This is a genomic window from Nitratireductor sp. XY-223 (genome assembly GCF_004959855.1).
GTDB lineage: Bacteria > Pseudomonadota > Alphaproteobacteria > Rhizobiales > Rhizobiaceae > Hoeflea_A.
Window position 1 is genome coordinate 363,644 of the sequence record NZ_SPNT01000001.1, and the last position, 16,865, is coordinate 380,508.

The 16,865-nt window shown below is 63.7% G+C and carries 15 protein-coding genes; 10 read left to right on the forward strand and 5 right to left on the reverse strand.

Features of this window, described 5'->3' with window-relative positions:
• Position 1 precedes the first annotated feature (1 nt).
• The 8 genes from E4M07_RS01615 (at position 2) to E4M07_RS01650 (ending at position 7,800) form a co-directional block, all read left to right on the forward strand.
• Positions 2–1,174 (forward strand): acyl-CoA dehydrogenase family protein, encoded by a 1,173-nt coding sequence (locus E4M07_RS01615; protein ID WP_136656535.1) that lies wholly within the window; start codon positions 2–4, stop codon positions 1,172–1,174.
• Positions 1,171–2,796: an AMP-binding protein gene (locus E4M07_RS01620; protein WP_136656536.1), complete on the forward strand. Its 1,626-nt coding sequence runs from the start codon at positions 1,171–1,173 to the stop codon at positions 2,794–2,796. The genes E4M07_RS01615 and E4M07_RS01620 overlap by 4 nt, the downstream gene beginning before the upstream one ends.
• A 22-nt stretch (positions 2,797–2,818) precedes the next feature.
• Positions 2,819–3,958 (forward strand): ABC transporter substrate-binding protein, encoded by a 1,140-nt coding sequence (locus E4M07_RS01625; protein ID WP_136656537.1) that lies wholly within the window; start codon positions 2,819–2,821, stop codon positions 3,956–3,958.
• 73 nt (positions 3,959–4,031) lie between these two features.
• Positions 4,032–4,955 (forward strand): branched-chain amino acid ABC transporter permease, encoded by a 924-nt coding sequence (locus tag E4M07_RS01630; RefSeq protein WP_136656538.1) that lies wholly within the window; start codon positions 4,032–4,034, stop codon positions 4,953–4,955.
• Positions 4,952–5,932 (forward strand): branched-chain amino acid ABC transporter permease, encoded by a 981-nt coding sequence (locus E4M07_RS01635; RefSeq protein WP_136656539.1) that lies wholly within the window; start codon positions 4,952–4,954, stop codon positions 5,930–5,932. Before E4M07_RS01630 ends, E4M07_RS01635 begins: the two co-directional genes overlap by 4 nt.
• Positions 5,925–6,680: an ABC transporter ATP-binding protein gene (locus E4M07_RS01640; protein ID WP_136656540.1), complete on the forward strand. Its 756-nt coding sequence runs from the start codon at positions 5,925–5,927 to the stop codon at positions 6,678–6,680. The genes E4M07_RS01635 and E4M07_RS01640 overlap by 8 nt, the downstream gene beginning before the upstream one ends.
• Positions 6,677–7,363, forward strand: a complete 687-nt coding sequence (locus tag E4M07_RS01645; RefSeq protein WP_206057181.1) for an ABC transporter ATP-binding protein — start codon at positions 6,677–6,679, stop codon at positions 7,361–7,363. The genes E4M07_RS01640 and E4M07_RS01645 overlap by 4 nt, the downstream gene beginning before the upstream one ends.
• A gap of 41 nt (positions 7,364–7,404) precedes the next feature.
• Entirely contained in the window at positions 7,405–7,800 is a 396-nt protein-coding gene (locus E4M07_RS01650) for a RidA family protein (protein WP_136656542.1), read from the forward strand.
• Positions 7,801–7,812: 12 nt separating this feature from the next.
• Here E4M07_RS01650 and iolB read toward each other — a convergent pair whose 3' ends face one another.
• From iolB to E4M07_RS01675, 5 genes are all read right to left on the reverse strand, one after another.
• Positions 7,813–8,613 carry a 5-deoxy-glucuronate isomerase gene (gene iolB / locus E4M07_RS01655; RefSeq protein WP_136656543.1) on the reverse strand — a complete coding sequence of 267 codons (801 nt, stop codon included), beginning with the start codon at positions 8,611–8,613 and terminating at the stop codon, positions 7,813–7,815.
• A gap of 15 nt (positions 8,614–8,628) precedes the next feature.
• Complete coding sequence (iolE, locus tag E4M07_RS01660) at positions 8,629–9,525, reverse strand: myo-inosose-2 dehydratase (protein WP_136657466.1); 897 nt, start codon at positions 9,523–9,525, stop codon at positions 8,629–8,631.
• A gap of 33 nt (positions 9,526–9,558) precedes the next feature.
• The gene (iolD, locus tag E4M07_RS01665; protein ID WP_136656544.1) at positions 9,559–11,400 is read right to left on the reverse strand and encodes a 3D-(3,5/4)-trihydroxycyclohexane-1,2-dione acylhydrolase (decyclizing); all 1,842 of its coding nucleotides are present in this window, start codon (positions 11,398–11,400) and stop codon (positions 9,559–9,561) included.
• Positions 11,401–11,421: 21 nt separating this feature from the next.
• Positions 11,422–13,368, reverse strand: coding sequence for a 5-dehydro-2-deoxygluconokinase (gene iolC / locus E4M07_RS01670; protein ID WP_136656545.1), 1,947 nt, complete (start codon positions 13,366–13,368; stop codon positions 11,422–11,424).
• 105 nt (positions 13,369–13,473) lie between these two features.
• A complete protein-coding gene (locus E4M07_RS01675) occupies positions 13,474–14,265 on the reverse strand; it encodes a MurR/RpiR family transcriptional regulator (protein WP_246660375.1) in 792 nt (263 codons plus the stop codon).
• A gap of 183 nt (positions 14,266–14,448) precedes the next feature.
• On the opposite strand from E4M07_RS01675, the gene E4M07_RS01680 reads away from it, so the two are divergent.
• Entirely contained in the window at positions 14,449–15,567 is a 1,119-nt protein-coding gene (locus E4M07_RS01680) for a Gfo/Idh/MocA family oxidoreductase (RefSeq protein ID WP_136656547.1), read from the forward strand.
• A gap of 195 nt (positions 15,568–15,762) precedes the next feature.
• Positions 15,763–16,713 (forward strand): sugar ABC transporter substrate-binding protein, encoded by a 951-nt coding sequence (locus E4M07_RS01685; RefSeq protein ID WP_136656548.1) that lies wholly within the window; start codon positions 15,763–15,765, stop codon positions 16,711–16,713.
• Positions 16,714–16,865 lie beyond the last annotated feature (152 nt).

The following is a 16,865-nucleotide window of genomic DNA, read 5'->3' on the forward strand; positions in this document are numbered from 1 at the left end:
CATGGCCGACAGAAGCTTCCTCAACTGGCCGTTTTTCCACGACAGGCATCGCGACTACTACGCGCGGTTCGATGCCTGGGTCGGTGAGAACCTCGCGGATATCGATCATGGCGACATCGATGAGAGCTGCCGGCGCATCGTGGCAAGGCTCGGCGAAGCCGGCTGGCTCGAGGCAAGCGCGGTAGATCCCGACGATCCGGATTCTGCCATCGATGTGCGGACGCTGTGCCTTTCGCGGGAAATTCTCGCCCGCCATGACGGGCTTGCCGATTTCGCCTTTGCCATGCAGGGATTGGGCACCGGCGCGCTGTCCTTTTTCGGAACGCCGCAGCAGCAGGAATGGCTGAGAAAGACCCGCGGGGGCGAGGCGCTGTCCGCGTTCGCGCTCTCCGAGCCGCGTTCGGGCTCGGACGTTGCCAATATGGAGATGACTGCCACGCATGACAGTGGCGACTACGTTCTCAACGGCGAAAAGACCTGGATCTCCAATGGCGGGATCGCCGATCTCTACACGGTCTTCGCGCGGACGGGCGAGGCCCCGGGCGCCAAAGGAATCAGTGCCTTCGTTGTGCCGGCCGACACGCCGGGGCTTCAGGTTGCCGAACGGATAAATGTTATTGCCCCGCACCCGCTTGCGCGGCTTTCTTTTGAAAATTGTCGAATTCCGGAGAGCGCCCTGATCGGCGAATCGGGCAGCGGTTTCCGAATCGCCATGTCGGTGCTCGACGTGTTCCGCTCGACCGTCGGGGCGGCAGCGCTGGGTTTCGCGCGCCGGGCGCTCGACGAGACGGTCAACCGCGCCGCAGGCCGCGAGCTGTTCGGCGCGCCGCTTTTCGATCTGCAGATGGTGCAGGGCCACATCGCCGATATGGCGCTCGATGTCGACGCGGCGGCGCTGCTGATCTACCGGGCTGCTTGGACGAAGGACATGGGCGCCGCACGGGTGACGCGCGAAGCGGCGATGGCAAAGCTCTATGCCACCGACAAGGCGCAGGAGGTGATCGACAAGGCGGTGCAGATCCACGGCGGCGACGGCGTGCGCTCCGGCCATATCGTCGAGAGCCTTTACCGCAATATCCGGGCGCTGCGTATCTATGAGGGCGCTTCCGACGTCCAGAAAATAGTCATCGCCCGCCAGGCGCTTGCCACCGCCCAAACCGGAGCATTGTCATGACGCAGGCACCGCTCGGCCCGACGGCCCATACCGATACATTCACCCGCGACAACCTTCCGCCCATGGAGCGCTGGCCCGTCCTCGACATGAGCGGTTTCGACTATCCCGAACGCCTGAATGCCGGGGTGGAATTGACGGACGCCATGGTCGACAAGGGCTTTGCCGATCATACGGCCCTCATCGGCAACGGACGGCGCCGGACCTACAAGGAACTCGCCGACTGGACGAACCGCATCGCCCACGCACTCGTCGAGGATTATGGCGTCAAGCCGGGTAACCGCATCCTCATCCGTTCGGCGAACAATCCGGCGATGGTCGCATGCTGGCTTGCGGCCACCAAGGCCGGGGCCGCTGTCGTCAATACCATGCCCATGCTGCGGGCGGCCGAGCTTGCGAAGATCGTCGACAAGGCGGAAATCTCGCTGGCGCTGTGCGACACGCGGTTGATGGACGAACTGACCCATTGCGCCAAGGACAGCAAGTTTCTTCAAAAGGTCGTCGGGTTTGACGGAACCGCCAACCACGATGCCGAACTCGACCGCATCGCCTTGAACAAACCGGTGCTCTTCGAAGCGGTCGACACGGGCCGGGACGATGTCGCACTGCTCGGCTTTACCTCCGGCACGACCGGCGAACCGAAGGCGACGATGCACTTCCACCGCGACCTCCTGGTGATCGCCGACGGCTATGCAAAAGAAGTGCTTGGCGTTACGCCCGACGACGTGTTCGTCGGCTCGCCGCCGCTTGCCTTTACCTTCGGTCTGGGCGGGCTGGCGATCTTTCCATTGCGTTTCGGTGCCGCCGCGACGCTGCTGGAAAGCGCCACGCCGCCGAACATGATCGACATCATCCACACCTACAAGGCGACCATCTGCTTCACCGCGCCGACCGCATACCGGGCGATGCTCGCCGCCATGGAGGAGGGGGCCGATCTCTCTTCACTGCGGGTTGCGGTTTCGGCGGGCGAGACACTGCCGCCGCCGGTCTACGAGATGTGGCGGGAAAGGACGGGCAAACCGATCCTCGACGGGATCGGCGCGACCGAGCTTTTGCACATATTCATCTCCAACCGGCTCGGCCACTCGCAGCCGGGTGCGACCGGAACGCCGGTGACCGGCTACGAGGCGCGGGTCGTCGGCGATGACATGGCCGAGTTGCCGCGCGGTGAAACGGGCAAGCTGGCGGTGCGGGGTCCGACCGGCTGCCGCTATCTGAACGATGAACGCCAGGACGACTATGTGCGCGACGGCTGGAACGTCACCGGCGATGCGTTCATGCAGGACGAGGACGGCGTCTTCCACTTCGTCGCCCGGGCGGACGACATGATCATATCATCCGGCTACAACATCGCCGGACCGGAGGTCGAGGCGGCGCTTTTGGCGCATGCGGATGTCGCCGAATGCGGTGTCGTCGGCGCCCCGGACGAGGAGCGCGGCCAGATCGTGGAGGCGCATGTCGTGCTGAGTGACGGCGTTTCGGCGGACGATGTGACGATCAAGCGCCTGCAGGATCACGTCAAGGCGACGATCGCGCCGTATAAATATCCAAGATCCGTCAAGTTCATCGACGCCCTGCCCAAGACACAGACGGGCAAGGTCCAGCGTTTTAGACTGAAGAACTAAAATCACCATGGGAGGATACACAATGAAAAAGCTTATTGCTGCAAGCCTGGTGGGCCTTGGCCTGACGGTGAGCGCCACCGCGCTTGCCGAACCGGTCAAGGTCGGCATGATCACGACGCTCTCCGGCGGCGGATCCGGTCTCGGCGTCGACGTGCGCGACGGCTTCCTGCTGGCCGCCAAGATGGCCGGTAACAAGGACTTGGAGGTCATCGTCGAGGACGATGCCCGCAAGCCGGATCTTGCCGTCCAGATCGCCGACAAGATGATCCAGAAGGAAAAGGTCGACGTGCTAACCGGCATCATCTGGTCGAACCTTGCAATGGCCGTCGTGCCCAGCGCCGTCGGGCAGGGCGTCTTCTACCTTTCGCCCAATGCCGGGCCATCGATGCTGGCCGGCAAGGGCTGTCACGAGAACTACTTCAACGTCGCCTGGCAGAACGACAACCTGCACGAGGCGATGGGCGGACACGCCAACAGCGCCGGCTTCAAGAAAACCTTCATCCTGGCGCCGAACTACCCGGCCGGCAAGGACGCGCTGACCGGGTTCAAGCGCTTCTACGAGGGCGATGTCGCCGATGAGCTCTACACCAAGCTCGGCCAGACGGACTACGCCGCCGAGATCGCCCAGATCAGGGCATCCGGCGCCGACAGCGTGTTCTTCTTCCTGCCGGGCGGCATGGGCATCGCCTTCATGAAGCAGTACGCGCAATCCGGGGTCGATATTCCTGTGATGGGCCCGGCCTTCTCATTCGATCAGGGGATCCTCGGCGCTGTCGGCGACGCTGCGCTCGGCGTCAAGAACTCCTCGCAGTGGTCGAAGGACATCGACAACCCGGCGAACAAGGCCTTCGTCGAGGCGTTCAAGGCCGAATACGACCGCCTGCCGTCGCTTTACGCCAGCCAGGGTTTCGACACGGCGAACCTCATCCTGTCGGCCATGAAAAAGGCTGACGTGAAGGACGCCGACGCCTTCCGGGCGGCGCTCAAGGATGCCGAGTTCGACAGTGTGCGCGGCGACTTCAAGTTCGACAGCAACCAGCATCCGATCCAGGACATCTATGTCCGCGAAGTGGTCAAGGAGGGGGATGTCCTGACGAACAAGATCATCGGTATCGGGCTGGAGGACCGCTCCAGCGCCTATGTCGAGGACTGCAAGCTTTAACTTAACCCGTGCGCGGGAGCCCCGGCTCCCGCGCACATCTCCCGTAATTCGCTAGCGACAGGCCGAGCGCACGATGACACTCGCCCTTTTAATCGAGCAACTGCTCAACGGCATCCAGTTCGGGGTGATGCTGTTTCTCATGGCCGCCGGGCTGACGCTCGTCTTCGGCGTCATGGGGCTGATCAACCTGGCACACGGATCGCTGTACATGATCGGCGCATTCCTGTGCGCGAGCGTCGCGCTTGCGACGGGTTCGTTCTGGCTCGGACTGGCTGCAAGCCTGGCGGGCGCGGCGGCTGCCGGTGCGGTTGTCGAGATTGTCGTGATCCGCCGTCTATACGACCGCGACCACCTCGACCAGGTGCTGGCCACCTTCGCGCTGATACTGATCTTTTCGGAAGGCACGCGCTGGGTGTTCGGCTCCTTCCCGCTCTATCTCGACATCCCGCAGGCGCTGCAGGGCGCGGTGGCGCTGCCGGGCGGCGCGCAATATCCGCTCTATCGCCTCTCGATCATCATCGTCGGGGTGCTTATCGCAATCGGCCTTTACCTCCTGATCTCGCGCACGCGGCTCGGCATGCGCATCCGGGCGGGCGAATCGGATCGCGAGATGATCGGTGCGCTGGGCGTCGATATCCGCACGCTCTATACGGTCGTCTTTGCGCTCGGCGCGGCGCTGGCGGGTTTCGCCGGTGCCCTCGTCGGCGCCATTCAGTCGGTGCAGGTGGGCATGGGCGAGCCGGTGCTGATCCTGGCATTCGTCGTCATCGTCATCGGCGGCATCGGGTCCATCAAGGGAGCCCTGATCGGCGCGATCCTGGTCGGCGTCGTCGACACGCTCGGGCGCATCCTGCTGCCGGAATTGTTCGGGCTCTTCATGGGGCCGTCGCAGGCCACCTCGGTCGGCTCGGCGCTCGCGTCCATGGCCATCTACATCCTGATGGCGGTCATATTGGCGCTGAAGCCGCAGGGTCTGTTCGCCGCGGGGGCGCAATGAGCCGCGAAACCGTCATCAACTGGGTCCTTGGCCTCGGGCTGCTCGCCGTTCCCTTCATCGCGCTGATGCAGGGCGAGCCGTTCTACATCACGCTCGCGACCAGGGTGGCCATTCTGGCGCTCGCCGGCGTCGGCCTCAACCTTGCCCTCGGTCTCGGCGGTATGGTGTCGTTCGGCCATGCGGCGTTTTTCGGCATCGGCGGCTACGCTGCCGGGATCCTGGCGACCCATGCCTTCAACCAGGAACCGCTGCTCGCATGGCCGCTGACGGTTTCCGGCAGCAGCGACATGCTGGTGATCTGGCTGGTGGCCATCGCCATATGCGCGCTCGTCGCGCTGGTGATCGGCGCGATCACGCTTCGCACCTCCGGCGTCTACTTCATCATGATCACGCTCGCCTTCGCGCAGATGATCTACTATTTCGCCATATCCTGGCCGGCCTATGGCGGCGAGGACGGCCTGTCGATCTACGTGCGCAACGGGTTCCCGGGGCTCAACACGCTCGATCCGATCCAGTTCTTCCTGATCTGCTACGCGGTGCTGATGGCCTGCCTGTTCATTTCGGCGCGGCTGCGCGATTCGCGCTTCGGCGCCGCGCTGCAGGTGGCGCGGCAGAATCCGGACCGGCTCGCCGCGACCGGCATTGCACCGTTCAATATCCGGCTCGTTGCCTTCGTGATCTCGGCCGCGATGACCGGACTTGCCGGCGCGCTGTTTGCCGACCTCAACCGTTTCGTCAGCCCGTCGATGCTGTCCTGGCATGTCTCCGGCGAAATCATGATCTTCGTCATCCTGGGCGGCGTCGGCCGCCTGTTCGGTCCGCTCGCCGGCGCGGCGCTGTTCATCGTAATGGAGTTCTATCTCGGCGGCATTACCGAGCACTGGCAACTCTTCCTCGGGATCATACTGCTTTGCGTCGTGCTTTTCGTGCGCGGCGGCATTCTCGGGATCATGGCGGGGAGGCGGGTCCATGCCTGACGCAGCTCCCGTCCTCGAACTGAAGGGGCTCCGAAAGAGCTTCGGCGCCCTGAAGGCGACCGACGACGTGTCGCTCGATGTGCGGCCCGGCGAGATCCACGCGCTGATCGGACCGAACGGCGCCGGCAAGTCGACGCTGATCCACCAGGTGGCCGGCTCGCTGACACCCGATGGCGGCGAGGTTCGCTTCAATGGCGCCGATATCAGCGGCCTGACCGTGGCGCAGCGGGTGCGGCGTGGGCTGGGGCGGACGTTCCAGGTGTCGTCCGTCGCCCCGGAATTCTCGGCGCTGCGCAATGTCATGCTGAGCGTGCAGAGCACGCAGGGCTCCAGCTTCCGGTTCTTCAGACCCGTCATGCGCGACCGGTCGCTGGTCGATGCCGCGATGGACAAGCTGGCGCTTGTCGATCTTGCCGAACGGGCCAATGTGGTCGCGGCGGAATTGTCCCACGGCGAGCGCCGCCAGCTCGAAATGGCGATGGCGCTGGCGTTGAGGCCGAAACTGCTGCTGCTCGACGAGCCCATGGCGGGCATGGGACCGGAGGGCTCGAAGAACCTCACCGGCTTTTTGGACGAATTGCGGAACGAGGTGCCGATCCTGCTCGTCGAGCACGACATGGAGGCCGTTTTCTCGCTCGCCGACCGCATTTCCGTATTGGTCTACGGCAGCGTGATCGCCAGCGGCAGCGTTGATGACATCCGCGCCAACAAGGATGTGCGCGAAGCCTATCTGGGGGGGGAGGACTGATGCTCCTGCAGATCGAGGGCCTGCAATCTTTCTACGGCCGTTCCCAGGCTTTGTTCGGCGTCAACCTGGCGATGGAGGAGGGCGAGGTCGTGGCGCTGATGGGCCGCAACGGCATGGGCAAGACGACGACCATCCGGTCGCTTTGCCGCATCATGCCGTACCGTCACGGCACCGTCCGGTTCCTGAGCCACGACCTTGGGGTCATGCGGCCGCACCGGGTGGCACGGCTCGGCATCGGCCTGGTCCCGGAGGGGCGGCGGTGTTTTCCCAATCTTTCCGTGCATGAGAACCTCGTCGTCGCGGCGCGGCCGGGCGACTGGTCGCTGGAGCGGGTCGGTCGGCTGTTTCCGCGGCTGCGTGAGCGCCATAGCCAGTCGGCAAGCACCCTGTCCGGCGGCGAGCAGCAGATGCTGGCGATCGGGCGGGCGCTGATGACCAATCCCAAGCTGCTCATTCTCGACGAGGCCACGGAGGGGCTGGCGCCGGTGATCCGCCAGGAAATCTGGGCCGCGGTGCGCGAACTCAAGGGCGAGGGGCAGTCGATCCTCATCGTCGACAAGACCCTGAAGGAACTGATGCAGCTGGCTGACCGCTGCACCATTCTCGAACGCGGGATGAGTGTCTGGGATGGAACGCCGGCCGATCTCGGCGAGGACATTCAGGACCGGTTCCTGGGCGTGTGACTGGAGCGAGTTGAGGGCAAGTCTATGAAGAAAGAGATGTCATGAAATTCCTGCAACCTGAAGGCTGGAAACCGGCAAAGGGCTATGCCAACGGAATCCAGGCGAGCGGCCAGCTCGTGGTCACCGGCGGGCTGGTGGGCTGGAACGGCGACCAGGTGTTCGAGACCGACGACTTCGTCGGCCAGTGCGAGCAGACGTTCCGCAACATCGTTGCTGTGCTGAGCGAGGCGGGCGCCGGGCCCGAGCACCTCGTGCGGCTGACCTGGTATGTGACCGACAAGGCCGAATATCTGGCGAACCAGCGGGAACTCGGCGCCGCCTACCGCAACGTGATCGGCCGGCACTTTCCGGCGATGGCGGTCGTCGAGGTCACGGCCCTGATGGAAGACCGTGCCAAGGTCGAGATCGAGGCGACGGCGGTTCTGCCGGACGCCTAGCCGGGGCCTTTCCTAGCCGGCGTTCAACAGCCACTCGTGCTCGGTGGCGTTGTGGAACTTCCAGGTGCGCCGCGGACCCGCCATGACATTGAGATAGTAGAGATCGTAGCCGTGGCACGCGGCGCAGGGATGGTAACCTTTCGGCACCAGCGTGACGTCGCCGTCCTCGACAGCCATCGATTCGTCGAGCGTACGGTCGTCGGTGTAGACGCGCTGGAAGGCGAAGCCCTGCGGCGGGTTCAGGCGGTGATAGTAGGTCTCCTCGAGCAGCGATTCGTGCGGAAGATTGTCCTCGTCGTGCTTGTGCGGCGGGTAGGACGACGTGTGGCCACCCGGCGTGATGACCTCGACGACGAGCAGCGACTGCGCCGGCTGGTCCTCCGGCAGGATATTGGTCACGTAGCGCGTGTTGGTCCCGCTGCCGCGGGTCTCCTTGCTGAGATCGGAGGGCGCGATAAGCCGCGGCGGCAGATTGCCCGCCGGATCGGGCGCCGAACAGACGGCGAGTTCGAGTTCGGTTTCGGCGCTGACGCTCCAGTCTGATCCGCCGGGGACATAAACGGCCGCCGGAACGCCGTCGAAGGGCGACATGCGCTCGCCGAGCGTGCCGAACTCCGTGCCGCCGGCGGCGACCGAACCCTTGCCGCTGACGAAGACCAGGCATACTTCGCGGTGACCCGTTTCCGCGCTCACCTTGTCTCCCGGCCGCAGGCGGTGGAGGTCGAAACCGACATACTGCCAGCCCGCATTTTCAGGCGTGACATGGGTGATCCGGCCGTAACCGTCCTCGGGCTTCACCAGCAGTTTCGACATGGCGGTTTCCTTGTCCTATGCGTCCAGACCAACAGAACGCGCCGTTTCTTTCAATGCCTCGAGGCCCATTTTCTGATAATGGTACGGATCGCGCACGGCCGAGTCCTGTTCGGCCTCGATCACCAGCCAGCCGCTATAGCCCTGTTCGACCGCCATCCTGAGGATTGGCTCAAAGGAAATCGCGCCCTCCGGATCGCCGGGCACTGTAAAGATGCCGCGCCGAACCGCCTCCAGAAAGCTGGTATCCTCCTTCACCACTTCGCGCAACACGGCGCCGCGGACGTTCTTGGCGTGGAAGTGGCGAACGCGGCCAAAGTGCCTGTGGGCCAGCTCCAGCGGATCGAACCCGGCAAAAAAGGCGTGGCCTGTATCGAAGAGCAGCTTTGTCGCGGGTCCCGTTTCCCCCATGAGACGGTCGATCTCCTCGAGATTCTGGATCACGGTGCCCATGTGGTGATGGTAGACAAGGTCTATGCCCTCGTCGGCGCAGGTCCGGGCCAGGTCCTCCAGCATGGTCGTAAAGCGCGCCCATTGCGCCTCATCCATGACCGGGCGGCGGGACAACGGCACATCGTCGCGACCGTGGATGGCATTGGACGTCTCGCAAACGATGCACACGCGGCTTTCATGTGCCTTGAGCAGCGCGATCTGCTCGCGCAGGATCGCCCGTTCCGTCTCGATGTCGTTGACCAGCATGTTCAGCGAGTGCCAGCCGGAGATGAACCGCAGGCCGTGAGGCCTGAGGACCTCTCGCAAAGCTTCAGCCTCGTCGGGCATGCGATGCCCTTTCTCGATGCCGTCAAAACCGATCCTGCCGGCATCGCTCAGGCACTGCTCGAGACTGATGTGGGCGCCGATCGTGCGGTCGTCGTCATTGGTCCAGGCAATCGGGTTGGTGCCGTATCTTATCATCGCCGCTGCTTCCATATTCCTGACCGGTTGCCGTTAGCGCTGCCCCTTGCGGCCTTCCTCGTAGGCCGACCGGGCGTCGCGCACCTGCTGTCGGACACTGACTTCCGGAACGGCGACGTCCCACCAGGTGCCGCCGGCCTCGGTCGAAGGCAGCGGATCGGTGTCGATCACGATCACGGTCGTGCGGTCGCTGTCGCGCGCCGCGGCCACCGCGTTCTCGAGGTCGGCGAGTGAAGAGACCTTGTGGGCCTCGGCGCCGAGGCTCTCGGCGTGGGCGCGGAAATCGATGTCCGGCAGAACCTCGTGCCTGGCGTCCTTCAGCAGGTTGTTGAAGTTGGCGCCGCCGGTGCCCATCTGCAGCCGGTTGATGCAGGCGAAACCGCGATTGTCGAGCACGACGATGGTGATTTTCTCGCCAAGCATCACCGATGTGGCGATTTCCGAATTCATCATCAGGTAGGACCCGTCGCCCAGCATGACGACAACATCGTCGTCCGGCCGGGCCATTTTGACGCCGATACCGCCGGCGATTTCGTAACCCATGCAGGAAAAGCCGTATTCGAGGTGGAAGGAGCCGGGCTTTTCCGCCTGCCACAGCTTGTGCAACTCGCCCGGCAGGCTGCCCGCCGCGCCGACGATTGTGGTGTTCGGTGCAGCCGCCCGCTGCACGGCCCCGATGACCTGGGAATCGGAGGGCAGGGCGACGTTGGACGATGCCGTCACCGCGTCAACGTCCTTCAGCCAGGCCGATTTGGCGGCGCCGATTGCCTCGCCGTAGCTGCCATCCGCGTGCTGGTCGCCCAGCTTTTCCGACAACGCGTTAAGCCCGACCCGCGCGTCGCAAACAAGCGGCAGGGCGCCGTGCTTGCCGGCGTCGAAGGATTGCGCGTTGAGGCCGACGATGCGCACGCCGGGGTTCTTGAAGAGCGACCACGACCCGGTGGTGAAATCCTGCAGCCGCGTGCCGACCGCCAGCACCACATCGGCATCCTCGACGATGGCGTTCGCTGCCGAGGTTCCGGTGACGCCGATCGAGCCGAGCGCCATCGGATGATCGTCCGGTATCACCGATTTTCCGGCCTGGGTCATGGCGACCGGAATGCCGTGCCGGTCGGCGAAATCGCGCAGGTCCGACGTTGCCTCGGAATAGTAGACACCGCCACCGGCGATGATCGCCGGCTTGCGGGCGTTCTTCAGCGCCTCTGCGGCGACATCCAGCTCCCGCTGGTCGGGCCGCGTGCGCCTCGGCAGCCACAGTTTCCGCTCGAAAAAGCTCTCCGGATAGTCATAGGCCTCGGCCTGTACGTCCTGGCACATGCTGAGCGTCACCGGCCCGCATTCGGCCGGGTCGGTCAGCACCTGCATGGTCCGCCGCAAAGCGGGAATGAGCTGCTCGGGGCGGCTGATGCGGTCGAAATAACGCGAGACCGGCTTCAGGGAGTCATTGGCCGAAATGGTGCCGTCACCGAAGTCCTCGACCTGCTGCAGCACCGGTTCCGGCCTGCGGTTGGCGAAAATGTCGCCCGGCAGCAGCAGAACCGGCAGGCGGTTGACATGGGCAACGCCCGCGCCGGTCACCAGATTGAGGGCGCCTGGGCCGATGGACGTCGTACATGCCATCATGCGGCGGCGCGCGGTGGCCTTGGCATAGGCGATGGCGGAATGCACCATGGCCTGTTCATTGTGGGCGCGGAAGGTCGGCAGGTCCTCCCGGTGCTGGTACAGCGCCTCGCCGAGACCGGCGACATTGCCGTGGCCGAAGATGGCCCACACGCCTGCGAAGAGGGGAAGGGTCTCGCCCTCGATTTCGGTCATTTGATTGGCCAGGAATTTTGCAACGGCCTGGGCCATGGTCAGTCTGACGGTCGCACTCATCGTATTTCTCCGATTGCCGCGTTAGAGCAAGTCTGGGTTGGTGTTTCTGCATTCAAGCCACAGCGAACACAGCGCCTCGAACCGGCTCGCCATGTCGTTTATCGCCTCATCGTCGGTCATCTGGCCCGCAAGCCAGCTCCGGGCCGCATCCGCGAATATGGTCCGCCCGACCGCGAAGCCGCGGACGGCGCCGATCCCGGCGCAGGCGCGGAAGGTTTCCTTGAGCTCCCCGATGGGCGCCTCCAGTCCGAGTACCACGATGCCGCGGCACCACGGGTCGTGACGCGCGACAACGGTCTCGGTCCTCGCCCAGGCGGTCTCGGAGCCCTGCGGCTCCAGCTTCCACCAGTCGGGCTTTATGCCAAGCGCATAAATCTCCTCCAGCGCCCTCGCAATGGTGTCGTCGTCGAGGCTTCCGTGCTTGCCGGCGACGATCTCGATCAGCAATTCGCGGCCGACCTTGCGGGCGGCCTGGTACAGCGACAGCAGCTTTTCCTGCTGCTCGCGCTTGAGAACCGGGTCGTCGTCGGGATGGTAGAAGCAAAGCGCCTTGATGCAATGGTCCTTGGGCCACTCCTGCAGCTGCGAGCCGATGTCCTGGCTGAACTCGAAACGCAGCGGCCGCGAGCCCGGCAGTTCGACCGGCCTGCCTATCCAGGAGAAATTTTGCTTCGCGGCGTCGAAGAAGGCGTCGCGACCGAAGCGCTCGTCGATAAGCATGCCGTAGCCTTCGCGCCCGGCGGCGACCCGGGCCGCGGCGGCGACGGCCAGGCGCTTGAACTGCCCTATGCGTTCATGCGGTACATCGAGCGCGTCGGCGATCTCCGTCAGTTGCGAGCGGTGGTCGATGGCAAGGGCCATCAGCAGCGGTATTTCGGCATCCCGCGTCGTTGCCCAGTGAATGTGATTGATGCTTTCGTCCTTGCGCAGCGCACGGTGCGGCGATCCTTCCTCGAGGAATGTGTTGAGTTCCTGCCAGGTCGGGATTTCCGGTGAGCACAGTAGCCGCGAGACCGCGAATGCACCGCAGGCATTCGCCCAGGTGGCGCTGGTCGCGTGGTCCTCGCCGCGCAGCCAGCCGCGCAGAAAACCCGACATGAAGGCATCGCCAGCGCCGAGCACATTGTAGACCTCGATCGGGAAACCCTTGCCGACGACACCGTCTTCAAGATCTTCCGGTATGGCGCCGTCATAGACAATGCAGCCCATGGGGCCGCGCTTGAGGACGATGGTGGCATCGCTGCAGCCGCGGATTGTGCGAAGGGCGTCGGGCAGGGCGCTTTCTCCGGACGCGATCAGCACCTCCTCCTCGGTGCCGACGATGAGATCGCATTCGGGCAGCACCGATTTCAGCTTGTCCGAAACCGCGCTGGAGGCGATGTAGCGTTCTTCCCCCGCCGCGTGGCCGGCCAGCCCCCACAGGTTGGGCCGGTAGTCGATGTCGAGGATCACCTTGCCGCCGTTTTCGCGGGCAATCCGCATCGCCTTCTTCTGTGCCGCAAAGGTGTTATCCTTTGAAAAATGCGTGCCGGACACCAGCACGGACCGCGAAGAGGCAATGAAGCCGGGGTCGATGTCGTCCTCGCACAGCGCCATGTCGGCGCAGTTTTCCCGGTAGAAAATCAGCGGAAAGGTGGAATCGTCCTGTACCGAAAGCAGCACCAGGGCGGTCAGCCGCTCGGCATCGGTGACGATACCGCGTTCGTCGACGCCCTCACGCTGCATGTGTTCGCGAATGAAGCGGCCCATCTGCTCGTCGCCGACCCTGGTAATGACGGCGGACCTCAGGCCGAGGCGCGCCGAGCCGATGGCGATGTTGGACGGGCAGCCGCCGACGGACTTGGCGAAACTCGTCACGTCTTCGAGCCGCGAGCCGATCTGCTGGCCGTACAGATCGACCGATGAACGGCCGATCGTGATCACGTCCAGTGGCCGCGAACCGCCGCCATCTAATGCCGCTGACGCCATCTTTCGTCTCCGCAAGGAATGGGATCCCGCAAGTGCACCTGGCAGGATTTGCGCCAATGAAACATTAATTCCAAAATTATGTCAATTCAGAATAAAAATTCTGTTTTAGTTTTTGCCCTGTTTCTGCCGGCGCGCCTCGGCAATGGCCACGGGCAGCGCCATGCACAGCGCCATGCTGGCCGACAGGGAGCGGAAGCCGGCATAGTCGGATTCGGCAACTTCCAGCCACTCGGTTGCGCAATCGGCGAGCGGCGAGAAGGCGGAATCGGTGATGGCAACGACCGGGACACCCGCATCCGCCATCGCCCGTGCCTGGGCAACGCTGTCGGCCGCATAGGGCGAGAAGCTGATTGCCAGCGCCGCGTCCTGCCGGTTGGCCATCGACGCGATTTCGGGATCGATGCCGTTGGGCGACGCGATCAGGTTGTTCTTGACCCTCAGCTTGCCGAAGGCATAGGCCATGTGGGCGACGAGCGGGTAGGAGCGCCGGCGGGCAATCAGGTATATGGTATCGGCGCCCGCCAGGATGCCGACCGCCCGCGACAGGAGAGCGGGGTCGACCAGATCGGAGAAATCCTGCAGTGAGCGTTGCGCTGCCGTGAGGAAACCCCGCACCAGCGCCGCCTCGCCCTGTTCGTCCTCCTTGGTGTTCTTCAGCGCCTTCATGCGCTCTTCGTAGCTCGAATTGCGTCCGCGCAGCCGCTCCTGGAAGACCTTCTGCAGATCGGAAAAGCCCTCATAGCCCAGCTGGTGGGCGAAACGCACAAGGGTCGAGGGCTGGACATCGGCCGCGCCGGCAATGCTCGCCGCGGTGCCGAATGCGACTTCGTCGGGATGATCGAGCGCGTATTTGGCGACCTGCGCCAGGCGCCTCGGCAGGGCGCTCCGGCGGTCCATGATCAGGCCGCGCAGCGACTCAAAATCACGCGGCGCGAGGGTGTCTTCGTCAGCGGCCAATGTGCTTCCCCTTTGAAACGTTCTTGACCTAATTTGGCACAAATGAAATAAATATTCCACATTGGAAATGATCATTTCGTTCAGAATCGGTCATTAGCCCCACTCGATTTTCTGGAGAATCCCATGGAATCTGTAGGCGTTGGCCTGATTGGTACAGGCTATATGGGCAAGTGTCACGCCCTTGCCTGGAACGCCGTAAATCCGGTGTTTGGAGATTGTCCGGACATCCGCCTGGTCCACCTTGCCGAGGTAAGTGAAGACCTGGCCGCGGCCAAGGCGCGCGAGCTCGGCTTCGAAAAAAGCACCGCCGCGTGGCGGGCCGTGGTCGAAGACCCGCAGGTGGACGTGGTGTCGATCACCACGCCGAACGCCTTTCACGCGGAGATGGCCATCGCCGCTCTGGAGGGCGGCAAACACGTCTGGTGCGAGAAACCGATGGCGCCGGCTGTCGCGGACGCCGTGCGTATGCGCGATGCCGCCGTGAAAAGCGGGCGTGCGGCGGTTCTCGGCTACAACTATATCCAGAATCCGGTGATGCGCCATATCGGGGCACTGCTGGAGGCCGGAGAGATCGGCGCGGTGCACCATGTCCGCTTCGAAATGGACGAGGATTTCATGGCCGATCCAAAGGCGCACTTCTTCTGGAAGAGCGAAGCGGCCTCGGGATACGGCGCCCTGGACGATTTTGCCGTGCATCCCCTGTCGCTTATCCACACCCTTTTGGGACCGGTCTCGTCCGTGATGGCCGACATGGCCAAGCCCTATGACAGGCGGCCGCTTTCGGACGGCGGGCATCGCCCCGTCGAAACCTTTGACGTGGCCAGCGTGCTGCTCCGGCTGGAAAGCGGTGCCGCGGGGACGCTGTGCGTCAGCCGGTCGGCCTGGGGGCGCAAGGGGCGTGTCGCCATGCAGATATTCGGCTCCGAGGGCGCGATATTGTTCGATCAGGAGCGGATGAACGAGTTCCAGCTCTACCGCAACCAGGGTCACTCGGCCAATCAGGGATTCAGCACCATACTCGCGTCGCCGGACCATCCGCCCTACGACCGGTTCCTCCCGGCTCCGGGCCACGGGCTCGGCTTCAACGATCAGAAGGTCATCGAATGCCGCCAACTGCTTTCGGCCATGTCCGGCGATCCGGCGCATGTGATCGATTTCGAAGAAGGGCTGGCGATCGAGCGCACAATTCACGCCATGGCCCGTTCGTTCGAGGAGGGCCGCTGGGCCGATGTTCCGCGATAGGTTCGGTCGCATTTGGCCCTTGACCTCAACGGCAAAAAATGGAATAAATATTCCGCTAGATTGAAATTTGGTGAATATGTTCCGTTTTGTACGGTACGCGGCCGAATTCGAATCGCAGCGGTTTTCGCCTCTTTTGCAAAAGGGGTTTTCCGGAAAATGAGGGTGCTGCCGGACACCCTGGTGGAGGATTTTGAAATGAGAAAACTATTACGCGGTCTTGTCGCGAGTGTCTTTGCCGTGGGCACAATGTTCGGGATCGCCACATCGGCGCAGGCCGAAGGCGAGCGCATTATTCTTATCAGCCATGCACCGGATTCGGATTCCTGGTGGAACACGATCAAGAACGGCCTCGCGCTGGCCGGCGATCATGTGAACGCCGAGGTCGAATACCGCAACCCGCCGACCGGTGACATTGCCGACATGGCGCGCATCATCGAGCAGGCTGCGGCTTCCAATCCGGACGGCATCATCACGACGCTGGCCGACCCGGACGTGCTTAGCGGACCGATCCAGAATGCGGTCGCCAAGGGAATTCCGGTGATCATCATCAATTCCGGCACGCCGGAGCAGGCTGCCGATGTCGGCGCGCTGATGTATATCGGTCAGCCCGAATACGATGCGGGTCTGGCTGCCGGCATGCGTGCGAAGCGCGACGGCATCGGCTCCTTCCTTTGCGTGAACCACGTGGTTTCCAACCCGGTTGTCGGCGAGCGCTGCCGCGGTTTTGCTGACGGACTCGGCGTCGAACTCGGCGATTCCATGCTCGATTCCGGACAGGACCCGGCCGAGATCAAGAACCGTGTGAAGGCCTTCCTGTCCGCCAATCCGGACACGCAGGCTGTCCTGACCCTCGGACCGACTTCGGCCGATCCGACGATCGAGGCGCTGAAAGAAAACGGCATGGCCGGAAAGATCTATTTCGGCACGTTCGATCTCGGCACTGAAATCGTGAAGGGCATCAAGGACGGAACGATCCAGTGGGGTATCGACCAGCAGCCGTTCCTGCAGGCCTATCTTCCCGTGGTCGTGCTGGCCAACTACCAGCGCTTTGGCGTGCTGCCGGGCAACAACATCAACTCCGGCCCGGGCTTCGTGACCAAGGACGCCCTGTCGAAGGTTGAAGAGTTCGCGGGCGAGTACCGCTAGAAAGAACGGTGCGGCCGCGGACTACACCGCGGCCGCCGACCGTCTGCCGGGCATGCGGAACGTACCGCTGAGTTGCCCGAGGGTTTGTGTGGCTGCCACGGCGTCACCGTCGCAACATTGCATTTCTGAGGAGTGGACCCACCTGGAATGTC